The 18783-nt window shown below is 69.5% G+C and carries 16 protein-coding genes (1 of these 16 cut by a window edge); 7 read left to right on the top strand and 9 right to left on the bottom strand.

All coding sequences use genetic code 11. The annotated features are described in order from the left end of the window. On the top strand, positions 1-1074 hold the 3' portion of the coding sequence (locus GQ674_RS19405) for a benzoate/H(+) symporter BenE family transporter (RefSeq protein ID WP_159498515.1). The gene continues 117 nt to the left of window position 1, outside the view; 1074 of the gene's 1191 nt are visible here — the last part of the coding sequence; the start codon falls outside the window, past its left edge; the stop codon is at positions 1072-1074. 6 nt (positions 1075-1080) lie between these two features. On the opposite strand, the gene GQ674_RS19410 is transcribed toward GQ674_RS19405, so the two are convergent. The 4 genes from GQ674_RS19410 to egtB all read right to left on the bottom strand — a co-directional run bounded on the left by GQ674_RS19410 (position 1081) and on the right by egtB (position 6398). Continuing rightward, entirely contained in the window at positions 1081-1827 is a 747-nt protein-coding gene (locus GQ674_RS19410) for a GYF domain-containing protein (protein WP_159498517.1), read from the bottom strand. A 57-nt stretch (positions 1828-1884) separates the two neighbouring features. Then, positions 1885-4062 (bottom strand): lytic murein transglycosylase, encoded by a 2178-nt coding sequence (locus tag GQ674_RS19415; RefSeq protein WP_159498519.1) that lies wholly within the window; start codon positions 4060-4062, stop codon positions 1885-1887. Between the two features lie 75 nt (positions 4063-4137). Then, positions 4138-5112 carry an L-histidine N(alpha)-methyltransferase gene (egtD, locus tag GQ674_RS19420; RefSeq protein WP_159498521.1) on the bottom strand — a complete coding sequence of 325 codons (975 nt, stop codon included), beginning with the start codon at positions 5110-5112 and terminating at the stop codon, positions 4138-4140. Continuing rightward, positions 5109-6398 (bottom strand): ergothioneine biosynthesis protein EgtB, encoded by a 1290-nt coding sequence (gene egtB, locus GQ674_RS19425; protein ID WP_159498523.1) that lies wholly within the window; start codon positions 6396-6398, stop codon positions 5109-5111. Before egtB ends, egtD begins: the two co-directional genes overlap by 4 nt. A 169-nt stretch (positions 6399-6567) precedes the next feature. Here egtB and GQ674_RS19430 point away from each other — a divergent pair, with 169 nt between their 5' ends. Next, entirely contained in the window at positions 6568-7875 is a 1308-nt protein-coding gene (locus tag GQ674_RS19430; protein ID WP_159498525.1) for a GGDEF domain-containing protein, read from the top strand. On the opposite strand, the gene GQ674_RS19435 is transcribed toward GQ674_RS19430, so the two are convergent. Next, positions 7854-8243 (bottom strand): YchJ family metal-binding protein, encoded by a 390-nt coding sequence (locus tag GQ674_RS19435; RefSeq protein WP_159498527.1) that lies wholly within the window; start codon positions 8241-8243, stop codon positions 7854-7856. The genes GQ674_RS19430 and GQ674_RS19435 overlap by 22 nt on opposite strands. A 157-nt stretch (positions 8244-8400) precedes the next feature. Here GQ674_RS19435 and GQ674_RS19440 point away from each other — a divergent pair, with 157 nt between their 5' ends. Then, on the top strand, positions 8401-9177 hold the full coding sequence (locus GQ674_RS19440; protein WP_038691622.1) for a TSUP family transporter: 777 nt from the start codon (positions 8401-8403) through the stop codon (positions 9175-9177). Between the two features lie 90 nt (positions 9178-9267). Here the strand turns inward: GQ674_RS19440 and GQ674_RS19445 are convergent, their stop codons facing one another. The 4 genes from GQ674_RS19445 to folE form a co-directional block, all read right to left on the bottom strand. Continuing rightward, positions 9268-12639 carry an SbcC/MukB-like Walker B domain-containing protein gene (locus tag GQ674_RS19445; protein WP_159498529.1) on the bottom strand — a complete coding sequence of 1124 codons (3372 nt, stop codon included), beginning with the start codon at positions 12637-12639 and terminating at the stop codon, positions 9268-9270. Positions 12640-12657: 18 nt separating this feature from the next. After that, entirely contained in the window at positions 12658-13359 is a 702-nt protein-coding gene (locus GQ674_RS19450; protein ID WP_159498531.1) for a DUF4194 domain-containing protein, read from the bottom strand. Then, positions 13346-14815: a DUF3375 domain-containing protein gene (locus GQ674_RS19455; protein WP_038691616.1), complete on the bottom strand. Its 1470-nt coding sequence runs from the start codon at positions 14813-14815 to the stop codon at positions 13346-13348. The genes GQ674_RS19450 and GQ674_RS19455 overlap by 14 nt, the downstream gene beginning before the upstream one ends. 94 nt (positions 14816-14909) lie before the next feature. Then, on the bottom strand, positions 14910-15512 hold the full coding sequence (folE, locus tag GQ674_RS19460; protein ID WP_038691614.1) for a GTP cyclohydrolase I FolE: 603 nt from the start codon (positions 15510-15512) through the stop codon (positions 14910-14912). Between the two features lie 160 nt (positions 15513-15672). Here folE and GQ674_RS19465 point away from each other — a divergent pair, with 160 nt between their 5' ends. From GQ674_RS19465 to GQ674_RS19480, 4 genes are all read left to right on the top strand, one after another. Continuing rightward, positions 15673-16128, top strand: a complete 456-nt coding sequence (locus GQ674_RS19465; RefSeq protein WP_038691612.1) for a MarR family transcriptional regulator — start codon at positions 15673-15675, stop codon at positions 16126-16128. A gap of 83 nt (positions 16129-16211) precedes the next feature. Then, positions 16212-16421, top strand: a complete 210-nt coding sequence (locus tag GQ674_RS19470) for a DUF1656 domain-containing protein (protein ID WP_017354740.1) — start codon at positions 16212-16214, stop codon at positions 16419-16421. Then, positions 16418-17326, top strand: coding sequence for an efflux RND transporter periplasmic adaptor subunit (locus GQ674_RS19475; protein ID WP_201290187.1), 909 nt, complete (start codon positions 16418-16420; stop codon positions 17324-17326). The genes GQ674_RS19470 and GQ674_RS19475 overlap by 4 nt, the downstream gene beginning before the upstream one ends. Further along, complete coding sequence (locus GQ674_RS19480; RefSeq protein WP_159498535.1) at positions 17323-18780, top strand: efflux transporter outer membrane subunit; 1458 nt, start codon at positions 17323-17325, stop codon at positions 18778-18780. Before GQ674_RS19475 ends, GQ674_RS19480 begins: the two co-directional genes overlap by 4 nt. The last annotated feature ends 3 nt before the right edge of the window (positions 18781-18783 follow it).

An 18783-nucleotide genomic window follows, 5' to 3' on the forward strand; every position in this document is an offset into this window, starting at 1 on the left:
GCACGCGCGATGGGCGCCTCGCAGGCGCAGATCGCCTCATGGATGTGGGCGCTTGGACTGGGCATGGGCATCACCTGTATTGGCCTGTCGCTGCGCTACCGCGTGCCGGTGGTGACGGCATGGTCGACCCCGGGCGCGGCCATGCTGGTGGTGGGTGCCGGTGCGGTGGGCTACAGCGATGCGATCGGTGCCTTCGTGCTGGCCGCTGTGCTGGGCATGATCGCCGGCTTCTCGGGGATCTTCGCCCGGCTGATGCAGCGGGTACCGATGGCATTGGCCGCGGGCATGCTGGCTGGCGTGCTGCTGCGCTTCGGGCTGGATGTGTTCGTGTCCATGCAGACGCAGCTGGGCATGGCCCTGGCGATGTTCGCCACCTGGTTGATCGGACGCCGGCTGTTCCCGCGCTATGCGGTGATCGCCACCCTGGGGGTGGGTGTCGCCGTGGCGGCCGGCCAGGGGCTGCTGCATATGCAGGATGTCCGCCTGCAGCTGGCCACGCCGGTGTTCACCTGGCCCACGTTGTCGTGGGCGGCGGTGATCGGCGTTGCCCTGCCCCTGTTCGTAGTGACCATGGCGTCGCAGAACATTCCGGGAGTGGCGGTGATCCGTGCCTCCGGCTACGACACCCCGGTGTCCCCGGTGATTGGCTGGATCGGCGTGGCCAACACGCTGCTGGCCCCCTTCGGCGCATTCGGACTCAACCTGGCCGCGATCACCGCCGCAATCTGCATGGGCCACGAGGCGCATGAAGATCCCGCGCGCCGGTACACCGCCGCGGTGGCCGCTGGCGGCTTCTATATCGTCGTGGGTCTGTTCGGGGCGACGGTGGCGGCGGTGTTCGCTGCCTTCCCCAAGGAACTGGTGGCCTGCGTGGCCGGCATTGCCCTGTTCGGCACGATCGCCAACAGCCTGTCGATGGCGCTGCGGGAGGAGGCAGACCGCGAAGCGGCCCTGGTGACCTTCCTCGTCACCGCCTCCGGACTGTCACTGGCCGGCATTGGTTCGGCCTTCTGGGGGCTGGTGGCGGGTGGTATCTGCCTGCTGGTGCTGCGGCCCCGATCCGCGCGCGCCTGAGCCGGCTCAGGGATCCAGCAGGAAGGACAGCGCCCCGATCACCACGATGTAAACGGCTATGCCGACCAGTACCGCAGACCAGCGGGTGCCGCCCAGGCCAGCCAGTGCGGCGTGCTGGGCGGGCGCGTCGCCGGGATGGCGTGCCTCGGCCAACGCGATCATCCGCTGGGCATGCCGCAGGTACAGGTGGTTGCCCACCGAACCGGCCGCGGCGCTGGCCCCCAGCGTGATCACCAGCGAGACGTTGTCGCTGACATCGATCAGGGTTTCCAGGATGGACAGGACGGTGAGCGCGCCGATCCACATGGCCGCCACCGCATACATGCGGCGGTACAGCATCCAGAACGCGCCAAACAGGAAGGCGGGCCAATTCCAGGCGTTGGTGCTGGCCGCAACGCCGTCGGGCGTGAGGTCCAGGCGCCATTTACGGCGGTACACCGGGAAGTTACGGCCGACGAAAGCGGCATACGCCTGCTGGCCAGACGCCACGGGTTCCCGCGCAGGCAGGGCGGTGGGATCGAAGGCCGACGCCGGCGCAGCGTAGGGATCCTGCGGCCGCTCGACCGGCGTCGGCACGGGCACCGCCAGCTCGGCCACACCATGCAGGGGCTGCCACTGGGCCATGCCCTGCCGCCAGACCAGCGTGTCGGCGGTGATCTGGCCCTGCCCCAGCAACTGCTGCAGCTGCGTGGCGGGCACCGGGCCATGCCGCTGCTGCTGGTGATCGGCGTAGTACCACGGGGTATCGGACATGACTCGTTCCTTGAGGGAGAGGCACCGGTTCGCCCGTCCGGGCGTCGGCTTGGGGAGTTACAGGGGCAGCACGCGGAAGGTCTGGGTGAGCGTGTGGCTGGCGCCGGCTGGCAGGGTAATCACGTCCGGGCCGGCGTTGGCCGCCTCCAGGCAGACATAGTTGCGCCAGCCCGCACCGACGTCGGCCATGCCGGCCGCCCCCGCCTGGCCCGGGTTCCAGGCCACCAGCGAGCCACTGCCCTGGGTGGTGATCTCGATGCGCCGCTTCAGGCCGGGGTCCTTGAGCACGTAGCGGCCGCCGGCGCCGGTATAGATGCGGTCGCTGCGGCCGGGATCGCGCGGGTCACGCAGGTTCCAGTCACCCTGCTGCACGCGCGGGGTGGCGTAGTTCTCGAACTTGTCCAGGTAGGTGAGGCCGTCCAGCCCCTGTACGTCCACGGCCGTCGCGTCGTCCACCCGGAAGTAGTTGTGCAGGGCCTGGGTGAAGGTGACCGCCTGGCCGCCGGTGTTCTCGGTGATCAGGCGCTGCTCAAGCGTGCGACCGATGCGCAGCTGCATGGTCAGGCGCAGCGCCAGGTTGTCCAGCGGCGGCGGGGTCAAGGTGAGCAGGATGGTGCCGTCGGCGTCGCGGCGCGCCTCCTTGAGTGTCCATGCCACGTTGCGCACGAACCCATGCGAGGGCACGTCGGTGCCCTGCCCCTGGCGGCCGAAGTACGGCCAGCACACCGGGCTGCCGCCCCGGATCGGGGTGGGCAGTGCCTGCGCGCTGGGTGACAGCCACAGGACATCCTGGCTGCCCTTGGGAACATAGGACAGCAGCTGCCCGCCGAACACCGATATGGCGGCGCTGGCAAACGGGGTATCCACCTTCCAGGCGGGGAAGGCCTGGACGGTGCCCAGGCTCAGGCCCTCGACCTTGGGCAGGGCGGCGCTGGGCCCGGCCGGGGACTGGACCAGGCGGGCGTGGTTGGGCGGCAGGGTGAACACGGTGGATGCAGGCATGGTGGTCGAAGGTGTCCGAATGGGAGGCGCACTGCGCAGTGCGGTGAGGATGCGTTGGCCGGCGCGGCCGTCGGTGGTGGTCCAGCCCAGGCGCTGCTGCTCGATCTGGATGGCGCGGCGGGTGGCCGTGCCGACCATGCCGTCGGCGGCGCCGATGTCATGCCCCCGGGCGAGCAGCAAGGTCTGCAGTTCGCGGCGTTCACGGCGGCCGATGCCGGGGTCGTCGGTGGGCCAGCCCGCCACGGTGCCGTTGCCGCCGCGCAGGCGGTCGGCCAGGGTGGCGATGGCCAGTGCATAGCTTTCGGCGGCGTTGTAGGCGTAGATCGCGTCGTAGTTGCGGAACACCAGCCAGGCCGGGCCCTTGGCGCCGGTGGGCAGCAACAGTGCGGCGTTGCTGTCCTCGGGCAGGCCGACCGGGGCCAGCGCGCCACCGGCGACCGGGACGATGCCCAGTGCTCGCCAGCTGGCCAACGGCTTGCGTTGGGTGCGCCCGGCCAGCGCCGGGTTGAACCCGGGCGGGAGACGGACCTCGATGCCCCACGGCTGCCCGGTGCGCCAGCCGGCCTTGGCCAGGTAGTTGGCGGTGGAGGCCAGTGCGTCGGGAATGCTGGCGACCAGGTCACGCCGACCATCGCCGTCACCGTCCACGGCGATGCGTGCATAGGTGGACGGCATGAACTGGGTGTGGCCGAAGGCGCCGGCCCACGAGCCGGTGAGGCCTTCAGCCTGCAGGTCGCCGGCGTCGAGCAGCTTGAGCAGGGCCAGCAGTTCGCCGCGGAAGAACGGCTGGCGGCGACCATTGCACGACAGCGTGGCCAGCGACTGCAGCAGTGGGCGCTTGCCGAACACGCGGCCGTAATCGCTCTCCACGCCCCACACTGCCACGATGGTGGCCGGGTCGACGCCGTACTGGGCGGACACCCGGTTCAACAGGTCGCGGTGCTCGACCAGGCGCGCGCGACCGTCGTCGACGCGCTGGCTGTCGACCAGCGCGGCCAGGTAATCCCACAGCGGCGTGGTGAACTCCGGTTGCGCGTCGAGCAGCGGCAGCACGCTCAGGTCAGGGGTGAGGCCGGCAGTGAAGCGCGCGAAACCTGCCGCACTGATGCCCTGCTTGGTCGCCTGCGGTTGCAGGGTGGCCAGGCAGCGGTCGAAATCGTCCTGCGCGGCGGCCGCGACCGAGGCACTGGCCAGGCAGAGCGCGCCAAGCAGCCAGCGGAGGGAAGACCTCATTGGCGGAAATCCTTGCAGCCAAGTGAAGCAACATCATAGCGGCACGCTGCGGTGTGCCGGCGGGGAACGGTCGTTTCAGGCCGCCTGCAGCAGGCGCAGACCGAACGCCGGCGCGCTGGCGGTCCAGCCGGCACACACGCGCAGCCCGGCCCGGGCGGCCAGTGCCGCGAACGAGTCCTCGGTATACTTGTGACTGTACTCGACGGTCATTGCTTCGCCTTCGGCGAAATCGAACGTGCGGCCGGCCACCTCAACCCGCTGCGCACGGGTACTGACCAGATCGGTTTCGATGCGCAACCGTTCCACGCTATAGCGTGCGCGGTGCTGGAAGCCGTCGAGATCGAAGTCGCTGCCGATCTCGCGGTTGAGCCGGGCCAGCAGATTGAGGGTAAAGGCAGCGGTGACCCCGGCCGCGTCGTTGTAGGCCGCTTCGATCAGCGCGGGGTCCTTGTGCAGGTCGATACCGATCAGGGCCAGCCCTTGGGTGCCCATGGTCTGGTGCATCGCCTGCAGCAATGCGACCGCCTCCGGTTCGGCGAAGTTGCCCAGCGTGGAACCCGGGAAGAACAGCAGCCGGCGGGCGGGCTCGCGCTGCGGTTCGGGCAGCTGCACCGGACGGGTGAAGTCAGCGCACACCGGCAGCATCTCGATGTCCGGCAGGGCCGTGGCCAGCCGCGTGATGCTGGCCAGCAGGGCCGCGCGCGAGATTTCGATCGGGGTGTAGGCCACCGGGTCGGCAAGCGCGTGCAGCAGCAGCTCGGTCTTGCGGCCGCTGCCGCTGCCCAGCTCGACCACGTGCAGACGCGAGCCTACCACGCCGGCGATGTCGGCGGCGCAGTCCTGCAGGAGCTGCAGTTCGGTGCGCGTGGGGTAGTACTCGGGCTGGCGGGTGATCTTTTCGAACAGTGCCGAGCCGCGGGCGTCGTAGAAGTACTTGGAGGGCAGCTGCCGTGGCCGGGTGGACAGGCCGTGCAGGATATCGGCGGTGATCCGGGCGCGATCGGGCTGCAGGTCGGTGAGCGCGTCGAGCGCGTCGGTGACGGTGCTCATGCCGGGTCCCGCGCCAGGCGCACGCCGGCGAACTGCCAGCGCGTCGAGGGGGCGAAGAAGTTGCGGTAGCTGGCGCGCACGTGCGCGTCGGGAGTGGCGCAGCTGCCGCCACGCAGGATCCATTGGCCGTTCATGAATTTACCGTTGTATTCGCCGAGGTTGCCGGCGAAGGGGCGAAAGCCCGGATAGGCACCGTAGGCGCTGCTGGTCCATTCCCAGACATCGCCGAACAGTTGCAGGAGCGCGTGGTCGCCTGCCGGGGCGCCGCGCGGGTGGAGGTGGTCGGCGTCGGCAAAATGGCCGTGGGGCGCGACGCCGGTGGCGGCCGCTTCCCATTCGAACTCGGTGGGCAGCCGCGCGCCCTGCCAGCGGGCGTAGGCGTCGGCTTCGAAATAGCTGAGGTGGCAGACCGGTGCATGCGGGTCCAGCGGGCGCCAGCCGCCCAGGGTGAACTCGCGTTCCAGCGCGTCGTCCCAGTACAGCGGGTGCTGCCACCTTTCTGCCTGGCACAGCGCCCAGCCCTCGCTCATCCACAGACCCACTTCGGCATAGCCGCCGGCGTCGATGAACTGCCGGTACTCGGCATTGCTGACCGGGCGGTTGGCCAAGGCATGCGCCGGGACCAGAACGCGATGCACGGGCGATTCGTTGTCGTAGGCGAACGCGGCATGGGCGGGCCAGGCGGGCGCCCCGATCTCGACGATCTGCTCGGGGCTGTCCTGCCAACGCAACGGCGTGGCGGTGGCCTGCGCGTGCGCAAGATCGTCGCGGTACGCCGGTTGCAGCGGGTTGCACCACAGCGCGTGCTTGATGTCGGTGAGCAGCAGTTCCTGGTGTTGTTGCTCGTGGTGCAGGCCCAGCAGCAGCTGGTGGCAGGCCTGCGGTTCGAGCGCGCCAGCCTGCAGCAGGGCGATCACCTGTGCATCCACCCGGGCACGGTAGTGCAGCACCTGCTCCAGCGAGGGGCGCGAGAGCAACCCGCGTTGCGGGCGCGCGTGCGCCGGGCCGATACTCTGGTAATAGCTGTTGAACAGGTAGTGCCACTCGGCATTGAACGGCACGTGGCCGGGCTGGCTGGCCAGCACGAAGCGCTCGAAGAACCAGGTGGTGTGGGCCAGGTGCCATTTGGCGGGGCTGGCGTCGGGCATGCTCTGCACCATCGCATCCTCGGCGCTCAGCGGCGCCGCGAGCGCAACACTGCGCGCGCGGATGCCGGCGTAGCGGGCCGCAAGCGCAGCGTCAGGGGATGGGGCAGCGGGCGGGGGCGAGGCGACGGCGGTGTTCATCGCGGTCAGGATCGACCAGCGCCGGTGAGCGGGACGTCATGGGAAGGCTCACGTGGCGTGACACGCTCAAGTTGAATACGCAGCGGCCGCTATCGGGAAGACCATCGCCTGCGTGGTCCGGTTTGCACCTGCAGCCCTGGCGCGCCGGCCTGCTTTCGTGGAACCGTTCTTGCCCAGTCACCCGCTACGCCAGCCCGGCCATTACCTGTTCCTGCTGCCTGCCCTGCTGGTAGGCGTGGGGGTGTGGTCGGCCACGCCGACCGACGAGGTGGGCAGTGCGATGCACCGCATTCTGCCGCTGGTGCTGACCTGCCTGGGCACCGGCCTGGGCCTGGTCTACAACCGCGTGCGTGCGGTGTGCCTGTTGCTGGCGATCGCAGTGGCCTTTGCCGTGCTGCACGGGCTGGTGGGCAGCTTCCTCAACACCGGCACGGTCAGCGCACTCACGCCGCTGGTGTTCCATGCGGTGTCGCTATGGCTGCCGCTGCTGTTTGCGTTGCACGGGCTGTGGCCCGAGCGTGGCCGGATGCGCCAGGACCTGCTGCTGCGCGGCATCGCCAGTGGCGTGGCTGTCGGTGTGTTCGCGCTGCTGGCTGCACAGGGGCCGCAGGGCATGCACGACCTGCTGTCGAACCATCACTGGCCTTGGTTGCCAACCGGCTGGAGCCGCCTGGCCCAGGTGCCGACGGTGGCCTTCGTGGTGGCCCTGCTTGGGCTGGCGGTGCAGGCGCTGCGCCAGCCGCGTCCGCTGCATACGGCGATGCTGGTGGCCTTGCTGGTGGTCTGGACGATGCTGCCCCGCGTGTTCCTGTCGCCGGCCCTGCTACCGGCGTTGGCCAGCACAGCCCTGCTGTTGCTGGTCTCGGCGATGGTGCAGGAGTCCTTCCACATGGCCTATCGCGATGAACTCACCGGCCTGCCCGGCCGGCGGGCGCTGAACGAGTGCCTGCAGCGGGTGGGCGCCACCTACACGATCGCGATGGTGGACGTGGACCACTTCAAGCGCTTCAACGATACCCATGGTCACGACAACGGCGATGACGTGCTGAAGCTGGTGGCCGCGCGCCTGGCCGGCGTGGGCGGTGGTGGGCGTGCGTTCCGCTACGGTGGTGAAGAGTTCGCGCTGGTGTTCCTGGACCGCCCTGCCCCGGCGTGCGTGGATGCCGTGGAAGCGGTCCGGGCCACCGTGGAAGGTACCCGGCTGCAGCTGCGCGACCGCGCCGCCCGCGACTGCGACGATGCGGTGGGCCGGCTGCAGCGGGGCCGCGGCGGCGCCGGCACGGTGGTGCAGGTAACGGTGAGCATCGGCATGGCCGACAACCGGGTGGGCGACAGCCCGCAGGCCGTGCTGAAGGCCGCCGACCAGGCGCTGTATGCGGCCAAGGACGCCGGGCGCAACTGCGTCCGCGCGCACGGCCAGCAACGGCCGGTGGCGGTGCGCAGCCGCGAGGCGGCTCAGGGCAGCGCGTCGAGGTAGAACCAGCGGCCGTCTTCGCGGACGAAGCGGCTGTGTTCCATCATTTTGACCGCTCTGCCGCCTCCCACCTTGTAGCGGGCGGTAAACGCGACCTGGGCGTGGTCCGGTTCGGTGGTGGTGTACGTGCGGATGGTCAGGCCCAGCCACCGGGTGCGCTGGCCGGGCGCTTCGTCCAGCGACAGCGCGTCCGGGCGCGTGGACGGATGCCAGCTGGCCAGCAGGTAGTCCGGCAGCTGCTTTACGTAGGCGCTGTAGCGCGAACGCATCAGGGCTTCGGCATCGGGTGCGGCGGCGCCTGCGTGGTAGACGCCGCAGCAGGCGGTGTAGGCCAGCGGGCGGCCGCAGGGACAGGGGTCGGGTGTGGTCATGGGGGCATTGTCGCGCGTTTGGGTGGGGGCGCCGTAGGTACCGACGGTTGGTTGGTACATGACCGCGCTGGCGGAGGGCAGCCGACCAACGGTCGGCTCTACCCCGGGTGGGGGGCCGGGCGTATGCTTGCGCGCCTTGTGTCGCGAAGTTGCTGCCGTGCTCGAGCTGGTTCCCCCTGAGCTGTTGTGGTTGGTGGCGATCGCCTTTATCGCCGGCCTCGTCGATGCCGCGGTCGGTGGCGGTGGGCTGGTGCAGTTGCCCGGGCTGTTCACGGTGCTGCCGCAGCACACGCCGGCGATGCTGTTTGGCACCAACAAGTTCAGTTCGATGTTCGGGACCGGCGCGGCCGCATGGCGCTATGCGCGCAATGTGCGCTTCCCGTGGCGGCCGGTGCTGTTCGCGGCGGGCACGGCGTTCGTGTTTTCCTTCGCCGGGGCCACCGCGGTGAGCCTGCTGCCCAAGGACGCGGTGCGCCCGCTGGTGCTGGTGCTGCTGGTGGCGATGCTGGGCTACACGTTGTGGAAGAAGGACTTCGGCGCGCTGCACCGGCCGCGCGAGATCGGCCGCAAGGAGCTGGGCACGGCGCTGGCGATCGGCGCGGTGATCGGCTTCTACGACGGCTTCTTCGGCCCGGGTACCGGCAGTTTCCTGATCTTCCTGTTCGTCCGCTTCTTCGGGCTGGACTTCCTGCGCGCGTCGGCGGCGTCGAAGGTGGTGAACCTGGCGACCAACGTAGCGGCGATCTCGTTCTTCGTGCCGACCGGCAACATCCTGTGGCTGTTCGCGCTGCCGATGGCCGCAGCCAACATCATCGGCTCGGTGGTGGGCACGCGGCTGGCGCTGCGTGGCGGCACGCCGTTCATCCGCAAGCTGTTCGTGGGGCTGGTGGTGGTGCTGATCGCGCGGATGGGGTGGGATACATTCGGCGGGTAACCCGTAGAGCGGGGCTCTGCCCCGCTGCGGTGGATGCGAACGGGGCGAAGGGCAGCCGACCAACGGTCGGCTCTACCTGCGGTGGGCGCGTCAGGCGACCGGTTCGGCGTCCTGCTGGCGGCTGCGTTCGGGCAGCTTCAGTCGCTTGGCTTCTTCGTCGTACTCGATCAGCAGGACGCCGGAGTCGTGGCGGCCGCTGATTTCGACGAAGCAGGCGCCGCCGATGAACGGCTCCAGCGTCATCACCGACTTCAGCGGCGTGGCCACCACCATCTGGAAGCCGAAGTTCTCAAAGATGTTCATCGCCAGCGCGGTGAACTCGTTGTCGGCCTTGTCGAATGCTTCGTCCAGCACCACCGCAGCGTAGCTGGGCAGTTGGCTTTCCGCACCGCCCAGCTGGTAGCGCAGCGCCGCGGCCAGGCAGGTGGTGGCCAGCTTCTGACGCTGGCCACCGGACTTGCCGGCGCCACTGCGGTAGATCTCCACCTGCTGCCGGGTCGCCGCATCCAGCTCGACGCCGATGAACTCCACATGCAGGCGCACGTCGAGCACGTTCTCGCGCCAGCGGCGGTCTTCGCCTTCCTGCGAGCCCAACCGCTTGACCAGCTCACGCAACACGGCGAACTGCGCCTCGGCCAGCTCGCGTTCTTCGGTCTGGTGGTGCGACAGCACCTCGCGCAGCTGCTGGTGGAACTCCAGCACCTCCGGCAGGCGTCGGTCGCTGAGCTCGATGGTGAGCAGGGTGCCGCGGTTGAACGGCACCTGCTCCAGCGAGGCGTTGACTTCGTCCAGGCGCTGGCCGATCGACTTGCGGGCCTCGGCGCTGTGCCGCTGCAGGGCCAGCAGGTTGTTCTTGCTCTGGTTCTGCAGCAGGTCGAAGAAGCGCTCCTCGTGCTGCGGCAGGCCATCGCGCTCCAGGCGCTGCAAGCGGGCCAGGAAATCCTCGGCCGAGGCAACCGACGCAGTGAAATCACCGGATTCTTCCGGCCATGCCTGGGCGAAGCGCCGGAAGCAGGCCACCAGCTGCGTCTCGACGCGGTGCACGTCGTGCTGCGAGGCAGCCAGGCTTTCGTTGATGCCCTTGCTGATCTCGCGCATGTGCGCTTCCAGCGTTTCCAGGCTCAGCCCACCCAGTGCATCGAGACGACGCTGCAGCCCGGCTTCCTGGGTGGCGCCGAGCGCCGGCAGTACCAGAGCGCGGCTGCGCTGGCGCTGGGCGTCGAGCTTGTCGCGTTCGCGCGCGTGCTGGGCAAGCTCGACGCGGGTGTCTTCGTAGGTACGGCGTGCCTGCGCGATGTCCGCGCGGGCCTGGTCGATCTGCTGGGCCAGGCGGGCCAGGTCGGCGTTGCCGTCCTTCAGTTCGCGCAGCGAGGCGGCAATGTCGTCCAGGCGCTGGGCTGCCGTTGCGACGTCCACTTCTTCCCACACGAAGTTGACCAGCTGGTTGCAGGCCAGGCGGCGGTCGTTGTCGCGGTCGCGCTGGCTGCGCAGCCGGACAACGTCTTCGTCGCAGGCGGCGATGCGTTGCGCCAGTTCCTGCGCTTCCTTGCGGAACAGCGCCAGCTTTTCGGTGTTGCTGAAGCCGAGCAGCCAACGGCGACGGTCGCTGATGGAATTGCGGTCGTCCTTTTCGAAGCGGTCGCCCGGATGCTTGACCTGGCCTTCGCGGGAAATGCCGCGGTCGACATCGCGCAGCTGCTTGGCATCGACGCACTCGTAGTCGTAGCGCTTGCCCAGCTCGCGGCGCAGCCACGGTTCAAACACGCTGTCGCGGAACTCCAGCTTGTGCAGCAACGAACGCGCGGAGGGCTCGCGGGCGATGGCATCGTCGTTGCGGCGCACGCGGTAGTAGGTCAACCGCATGCCAAGGTGGGTGCGATTCACCCACGCGTTGACTTCGTTGTAGTGCTTGTCTTCCACCAGCAGCGACTGCGCGAAGCCGAACAGCACGCGTTCGATCGCGCCCTGCCACGCGCCGTCTTCCTGGCGGACCTGGATCAGTTCGCCCACGAACGGCAACGCCGCTTCGGGCACGCCGGTTTCTTCGGCCAGACGGCTGCGCAGCTTCTGCAGCGGCGCGGGAATGCTCGACGGGTTGCGCTCCATCGCCTCCAGCTCGGCACGGACATCGCCGAAACGGCGGGTGTCGTCCTGCTTGCCGGCCAGGCGTTCGGTGATGGCATCGTCCAGCGCAGCCGCGGCCTGCTGGCGATTGTCCAGCTCGCCTTGGGCGCGGGCGATCAGCTGGGCGAAGCCGTGCGCATCGTCGGGCACCGTCTCCTGCAGCTTGCCGGCGGCCTGCTGGGCCTGGTCATGCTTGGCCTGGCGGCGGTCGCGTTCGGCCTGGGCACGGCCTTGTTCGCGCTCCAGCTCTTCGATGCGCTCGCCGCCCTGTTGCCGCCGCTGCAGTTCCAACCCGGCCAGGTGTTCTTCGTGGTTGGCCAGGGTCTGGCGGCGCTGGGTTTCTTCGCCGAGCAGCCCGCGGTGGCGCACGTCGATGTCGTGCAGGCGCTTTTCCAGCAGCTGCTGCAGGCGCGATTCGCGGAAGCTGTCCAGGCCGAGCTTCAGGGTTTCCTCGTCGGCCCGCTGCAGGTTCATCGCCTTCAGCTCGGCGTGCAGCGCACGCGCGGGCAGCAGCGTTTCCACCTGGCGGCGGGCGGTGACCACGGAGGTGTGCGCGCCATCGAGTTCGGCGAAGTCGCTGACCAGCCGTTCGGAGGCGTCGAACGTCTTGGGCGTGTCCAGCATGAAGTCGCGCAGGAAGACGTTGAGGTCGCCCAGGTTCTTGGCCGACTGCGTCTTGTGCAGCAGGCGCAGCGCCATTTCATTGTCGATGCCCAGCAGGTGCCGGAAGCGTTCGGCGTAGCCGACGAAGCTGTCGAAGTGGTGCACGTCGCCCAGGCGCTGCTTGAGCTTGCGCAGGTCCAGGTCGAAGCCGCCCAGATCCTTGGCGATGTCGAACGGCCGCTCGGCAATCAGGTAGTGCTTGCGCACGTCGGCGGCGGCCGCGCCGTTGCCGGCGATCCAGAACAGGCGCACCAGGCTGACCACGCGGCCATCGCCGGCGCGGTATTCCAGCACCAGCGCGGTCCAGGTGGCGCCCTTGCGCAGGTACTGGGTGGCGATTTCACCGGTACCCCGATCCTGCTGGTCGGCCCAGGCGCCGCGCACGTAGGACACCAGGTTGCGGTCGCGACCACTGCGTTCGGCTTCGCGTGCGGCGGCGTTGAAGTCGACGATCGACGGCGGCACCAGCATGGCCGACATCGCATCGAGCAGGGTCGACTTGCCCGAGCCCGACCGGCCCACGAACAGGAAGCCGCGCTCGGCAATCGGCACTTCGGTCAGGCCGTTGAAGGTGCCCCAGTTGTGCACCTGCAGGCGGCGCATGCGGAACTGCTGCAGCCGCGGATCGGGCAGCCCGTCATTGAACAGGGCGGGGGTGTGCTTGGAAATGGCCATGCGTTATCGGTGGTCCGTTCAGGCTTTTGCTGCGGGGGTGTCGCGCAACTGGCGGTACACGTTGGACAGCGCGGAGACGTCTTCGGCGGAGAACAGCAGCTTCAGGGCCGGCGACACTTCGTGGCGGTCGTCCTGGCCGGCAAGGCGGGTCAGGATGTGGTTTTCCTTCATCTTCTGCACCGCCGCGGCAACGCGACGATTGAAGCCGGCGCGGTCGGTGGACAGGTTCTTTTCGTAGATGGCCAGGGCCTCGGCCATCTCGGTGTCGGCCACCACCGCGCGGTTGCCGCGCGCATCGGCCTCGGCCAGCTGCTGGCGCAGGTACAACAGCAGCACCGAGTCGATGAAGGTCAGCGGCGAGCTGCGCAGCAGCACCGGCGCGTCGATGTCTTCGGTGTCGGCCTGGCGGGTGAACGCCACGCCGCTGTCGCGGTCCAGCACCAGTTCCAGGAACAGGTCGGCCAGCGCCGAGCGGATGGCCGCCTCGCTGCGGATCAGGGCCGGCCACAGCTTGGCGTGGCGCAGCTGGTCGATGCTGGGGCCGATCAGCAGCTGGCACAGCGCGCGGCGCCCATCCAGCGGCAGCCGCCCGGTGTCGCCCATGTAGAACACGTCGTTGCTTCGCCGCGGCAGCGGCGTCACCACCACCGGTTCGGCGTCGTGATCGTCCGCAGCCCCATCGTTGGGGGCGACGTCATGGGAATCTTCATGCCAGTTCATGGCGTTTCTCCTGGGTGAACCAAACCAGCGGGATGCGGGCGCGTCGCCACTGTCCATCGCCGCCACGCCAATGGGCGGTTTCCTGTTCGCCGTCCACCACGGTGCCGTGGCGGGTGCCCAGCGACAGGTAGCCGATCACGCTGCCCAGCCCCTGCGGCGCTTCGCGCTGCGACAGGGCCTGGGCGATGCTCAATTTCGGTTGCGCGCCCAGCAGTTCGTGCAGGTCGCGGCGCAGGGTGCGGAAGTCGATTTCCGACGACGCCACCAGGTCGCCGACGCTTTCCAGGCTGATGCTGGCCGCGTCGTTGCGCTGCACGCTGCCGTCCACCTGCGCGCTGCGCGGGTCGTGCAGCTTCCACTGCGACCACGAGCGCAGGCGGCTGGTGGTGAGCTGCAGGTCGCGGCCGATCGGGCGCTGGGCGGAGAATTCGTCGCGCAATGCCAACGCTTCGGACTGGGCCTGCTTGAGCAGCTGGTTGAGCCGGCGCTGTTCCAGGTAACCGCGGCTCTGCACGAACCCGCGCAGGCTGCGCGCGAAGTGCTGCAGCACGTCGTGGACCTGGCCGCCGCGGTCGAGCATGGTGCCGGTGAAGCCGCGCAGGAAGGCGCGCTCGTTGCGGTCCAGCTTGCGCGCGAAGCCCCGTGCCAGCACCGCCTCCAGCGCAGCATCCAGCTGGGCGCTCTGTTCGGCATCGTTGAGCAACCGCCAGAATGCCTGGAAGCTGCGCCCGGCGTCGCTGTCGCCGATCACGTCCACGCCCTCGAACAACCGGGACAGCACGTCGCCGCGCTCGCTTTCGTCGTCGATGATGCGTTCGCGGAATTCGCGGTTGAGGCGTTCGAAGTCATCGCGCACGCGGCGGAAGTCTTCGGTGAGGTCGTCGGCCAGGCCGATGATCTGGCGCGCACGTTCCAGCGCGCGCTTGCCGTCCAGCGCCACCACCCTGCCCTCGCCCACCCGCGCGATCTCGGCGTCGATGCGGTCGCGTTCGTCGCGCAGTGCAGAGAGGCGCGCATCCGGGTTGGATTCGGTCTGCGCCGCCAGCTGCGAGAGCTGCTCGATCACCAGCGCCAGCCGGCTTTCGGTGGCGGCCACGCGGCTCTGCTCCAGGCTGTCGGCGAACCGGATGGCCTGCAGTGCCTGGGTGGAGAGCTCGTACTGCTCCTGGTCGGCACCGTCGGGCAGGCGTCGCTCCAGCCAGCCCTGGGCCAGCCAGTGGGCGATGTAGGCCTGGGCGGTACGCGGCAGCTCGCGCGAGAGTTCCTCGCCGTTGAGCTGGTCCAGCGCGCGCTGCAGGCGTTCATGCAGGGCGGCGGCCGGCAGGGTGCGCTCGCCATCCATCAGCAGGCTTTGCAGCAGGCCGATGATTTCCGGGGCGTTGGCCGCGGCCAGCAGCTTCCACTGGGGCTGTTCGCGCAGGGTACGGTAACGGGTGATGCGTTCGCGGTGCTTCATGCAGCCAGGACATCCGGAAGAACACCGCGCGGCCGGACGCCGCGCAGCAGGAAGGGAACCGGCCCGGCACGATGGTGCCGGGCGCGCGGCAGGTTCAGCGCTTGCCGCCCACTTCGATGAAGCGCAGGAACTCGGCACGGGTGCGGGCGTCCTCGCGGAAGCTGCCCAGCATCTTGGAGGTAACCATGCTGACGCCGCGCTTGTGGATGCCGCGGGTGGTCATGCACTCGTGCGCCCCTTCCACCACCACGCCCACGCCCACCGGCTGCAGCACGTCCTGGATGCACTGGGCGATCTGCGCGGTCATCTTTTCCTGCACCTGGAAACGGCGTGCATAGGCTTCGACCACGCGGGCCAGCTTGCTGATGCCCACCACCTTGCCGGCCGGCAGGTAGCCCACGTGCACGCGGCCAATGATCGGGGCCATGTGGTGTTCGCAGTGGCTTTCGTACTCGATGTCGCGCAGCACGATCAGTTCGTCGTAGCCGGCCACTTCCTCGAAGGTGCGCTCCATGTAGGCGCGCGGGTCGTCGCGGTAGCCGCTGAACCAGTCGCCGTAGGCTTCGGCCACGCGCCGCGGGGTATCCAGCAGGCCTTCGCGGGTGGGGTCTTCACCGGCCCAGCGCAGCAGGGTGCGCACGGCCGATTCGGCATCGGCCTGGGTGACCGGGGTGGCGTCGTTGTCTTTCTTGCTCATTACATACAGCACCCGAAGGGGGGCGAGCATCGTACCCGACAGAGCCCTCGGGCGTCCCACGCCGCCGGCCCGGGACGTGCCCCGACGGGCCCGGCGTTGGGCCGCGGTTGGGGCGGGGGTATTGATAGGATGGAAATTAGTAGTATCCTATCGATCTGCCATGAAACGTACCCTCGACGAACGTACCCAGCTGCAGATGCAGCTCAGCTCCGGCCTGCTTTACGCAGGGCGGCAATGGCAGCGCCTGGCCGACCAGGCCCTGGGCAGCTATGGCATTTCCGCGGCGTGCACCATGCCGCTGCTGATGATCGGGCGCGCCGGCGGCGGTATCCGCCAGGTGACCCTGGCCCAGCAGCTGGGCATGGAAGGCCCGTCCCTGGTGCGCCTGCTGGACAAGCTTTCGGCCAGCGACCTGGTCCGCCGCGAGTGCGATGCCAGCGACCGCCGCGCCAACCTGCTGTGGCTCACCGACAAGGGCGAGGCTCTGGTGAGCCAGCTGGAGACCCAGCTGATCGGGCTGCGCCAGGACGTGTTCGGCGAACTGTCCGTGGACGAACTGCGCACCGTGCTGAAGCTCTGGCAGCTGCTGGCCGATGCGGCCGACCGCGTGACGTAAGCGTTGCCCCGTTGTACCGCCCGGTGTCGTGCCGCGACGCCGGGCGTCCCCCTTTCCGCTCCCCCAGTGAACCCTTTGCCTCGATGTACGGTGAATTCAGTCTCTATGGTGTGTTCGTCCCGACCCTGCTCGGGCTGATGCTGCTGGCCTACCTGCTCAAGAGCGGGTTGCGCCTGGTCCTGCAGCGCACCGGCGCCTACCGCCACATCTGGCACCCCGCCCTGTTCAACCTGGCCGTGTACGTGATCGTGCTCGGCGGGTTGTTTTCCCTGATGCGTTGGATGCAATCGTGAACAAGATCCTCAAGCAGACATTCCCGGTCCTGTTGACCATCGTGGCGGTGCTCGTCGCCGTGCTGGTGCTGCGCCACCTGTGGGCGTACTACATGGACGAACCGTGGACGCGCGATGCGCACGTCAGCGCCGACGTGGTGCAGGTGGCACCGGACGTGTCCGGGCTGGTGGAGGCGGTGAAGGTGACCGACAACCAGCCGGTGAAGCGTGGCGAGGTGCTGTTCGTGGTGGACCGGGCCCGCTACCAGATCGCGCTGGAGCAGGCCCAGGCCGCACTCGGTGAACGCCGCGCCACGCTGGAGCAGCTGCGCCGCGAGATCGCCCGCGACCGCAGCCTGTCCGACCTGGTCGCCGCCGAGGATGCCGAAGTGCGCCGGGCCAAGCTGCAGGCCGCGCAGGCTTCGATGGGTACCGCGCAGGCCGCCGTGGACCTGGCCCGGCTCAACCTGGCCCGCACCGAGGTGCGCAGCCCCAGCGATGGCCACGTCAACGACCGCACCGTGCGCGCCGGCGACTACGTGACGGCCGGGCGCCCGGTGATCGCGGTGCTCGACACCGGCTCGTTCCGGGTCGATGGCTACTTCGAGGAAACCCGCCTGCGCGGCGTGCATGCCGGGCAGAAGGTGGACATCCGCCTGATGGGCGAGGCGCAGCCGCTGCAGGGCCACGTGCAGAGCATTGCCGCCGGCATCGAGGACCGCTACCGCAGCGAGGGCAGCAGCCTGCTGCCCAACGTGACCCCGGCCTTCGACTGGGTGCGGCTGGCCCAGCGCATCCCGGTGCGCATCCATATCGACCACATCCCGGCCGGCGTGTCCTTGATTGCGGGGCGCACCGCCACCGTCACCATCCAGCCCGATGCGGCCCAGCCGGCGCCGGCACGACCGGCACAGGCGGCGTTGTGAGCCGCCCTGCCCTGCACCGCATCGCACTGGGGCTGGCGCTGACCACGCTGGCGGCGTGCACGACCGTGGGCCCGGACTACGTCGTGCCCGCAGGCGCGGCGTTCCAGCGGCCGGAAGCGAATGCCGCCTTCATCGACACCGGCAACCCACAGGTGGCCGCCGGCGCCGAGCTGCCCGCGCGCTGGTGGGAGCTTTACCAGGACGATACCCTCAACGCACTGGTGCAACAGGCGCTGCGTGACAACGTGGAACTGAAGGTGGCCGATGCCAACCTGCGCCGCGCCGCCGCCGTGTACGAGCAGGCGCTGGATGCCGGTGGCTTCGAGTACGAGGCCGAGGCCGGGGTGAGCCGCGCGCAGCTGTCGGCCGAGTCGTTCCTGCTCGAACACGAGCTGCCGCCGATCAACCTGGCCGACGGCAAGTTCGCGGTGTCCTACCAGTTCGATCTGTTCGGCAAGCTCAAGCGCGCCTCCGAGGCCGCGCATGCGGACGAACAGAGCGTGGCCGCCGCGCTCGATCTGGCCCGCGTCTCGCTGGTGGCCCAGGTGGCCGGCAGCTACGTGGAGATCTGCCACGCCAACCATGAGCTGCACGTGGCCGAGCACTCGCTGCAGCTGCAGCAGCGCAGCCGCGAGGTGACCCAGCGGCTGATCAACGCCGGCCGTGGCACGCCGCCGGAGCTGGCCCGCGCCAACGCCCAGGTGGCCATGCTGCAGGCTGCGCTGCCGCCGCTGCATGCGCACCGCCAGGCCGCCGAATACCAGCTGGCCGCCCTGCTCGGCCGCACGCCGGGGCAGCTGCCCGACGGCGTGGCCGACTGCAGCCAGGCCCCGACCCTGGCCCAGCCGCTTCCGGTGGGCGATGGCCGCGCGCTGCTGGCGCGCCGCCCCGACGTGCGCCAGGCCGAACGTCGGCTGGCCGCGGCCACCGCGCGCATCGGCGTGGCCACCGCCGAGCTGTACCCGGACATCCGCCTGGGTGCCTCGGCCGGCGCGGCCGGCCTGCTCGAAGATTTCGGCCAGCCGCTGACCCAGCAATGGTCGATTGGCCCGCTGATCTCCTGGACGCTGCCGTCCTCGGGCACGCATGCGCGCATCCACGCTACCGAGGCCGGGGCCGACGCGGCGCTGGCCGAGTTCGACCACGCCGTGCTGCAGGCGCTGCGCGAAACCCAGACCGCGCTGAGCCGCTATGCGCAGGACCTGCAGCGATTGCAGTCGCTGCAGCTGGCCCAGCAGCAGGCCGCGCTGGCGGCCAGCCAGAACCGCCGCCTGTACCAGGGCGGGCGCACCCCGTACCTGTCCAGCCTGGACGCCGACCGCACGCTGGTGTCGGCCGATGCCACCCTGGCCGACGCGCAGGCGCAGGTATCACGCGACCAGATCCAGCTGTTCCTGGCGCTCGGCGGCGGCTGGAATGCCGACGCCGTGGCCCCGCGCACGGCCACGAGGTAACCC

Source organism: Stenotrophomonas sp. 364 (assembly GCF_009832905.1).
Lineage (GTDB): Bacteria > Pseudomonadota > Gammaproteobacteria > Xanthomonadales > Xanthomonadaceae > Stenotrophomonas > Stenotrophomonas maltophilia_AP.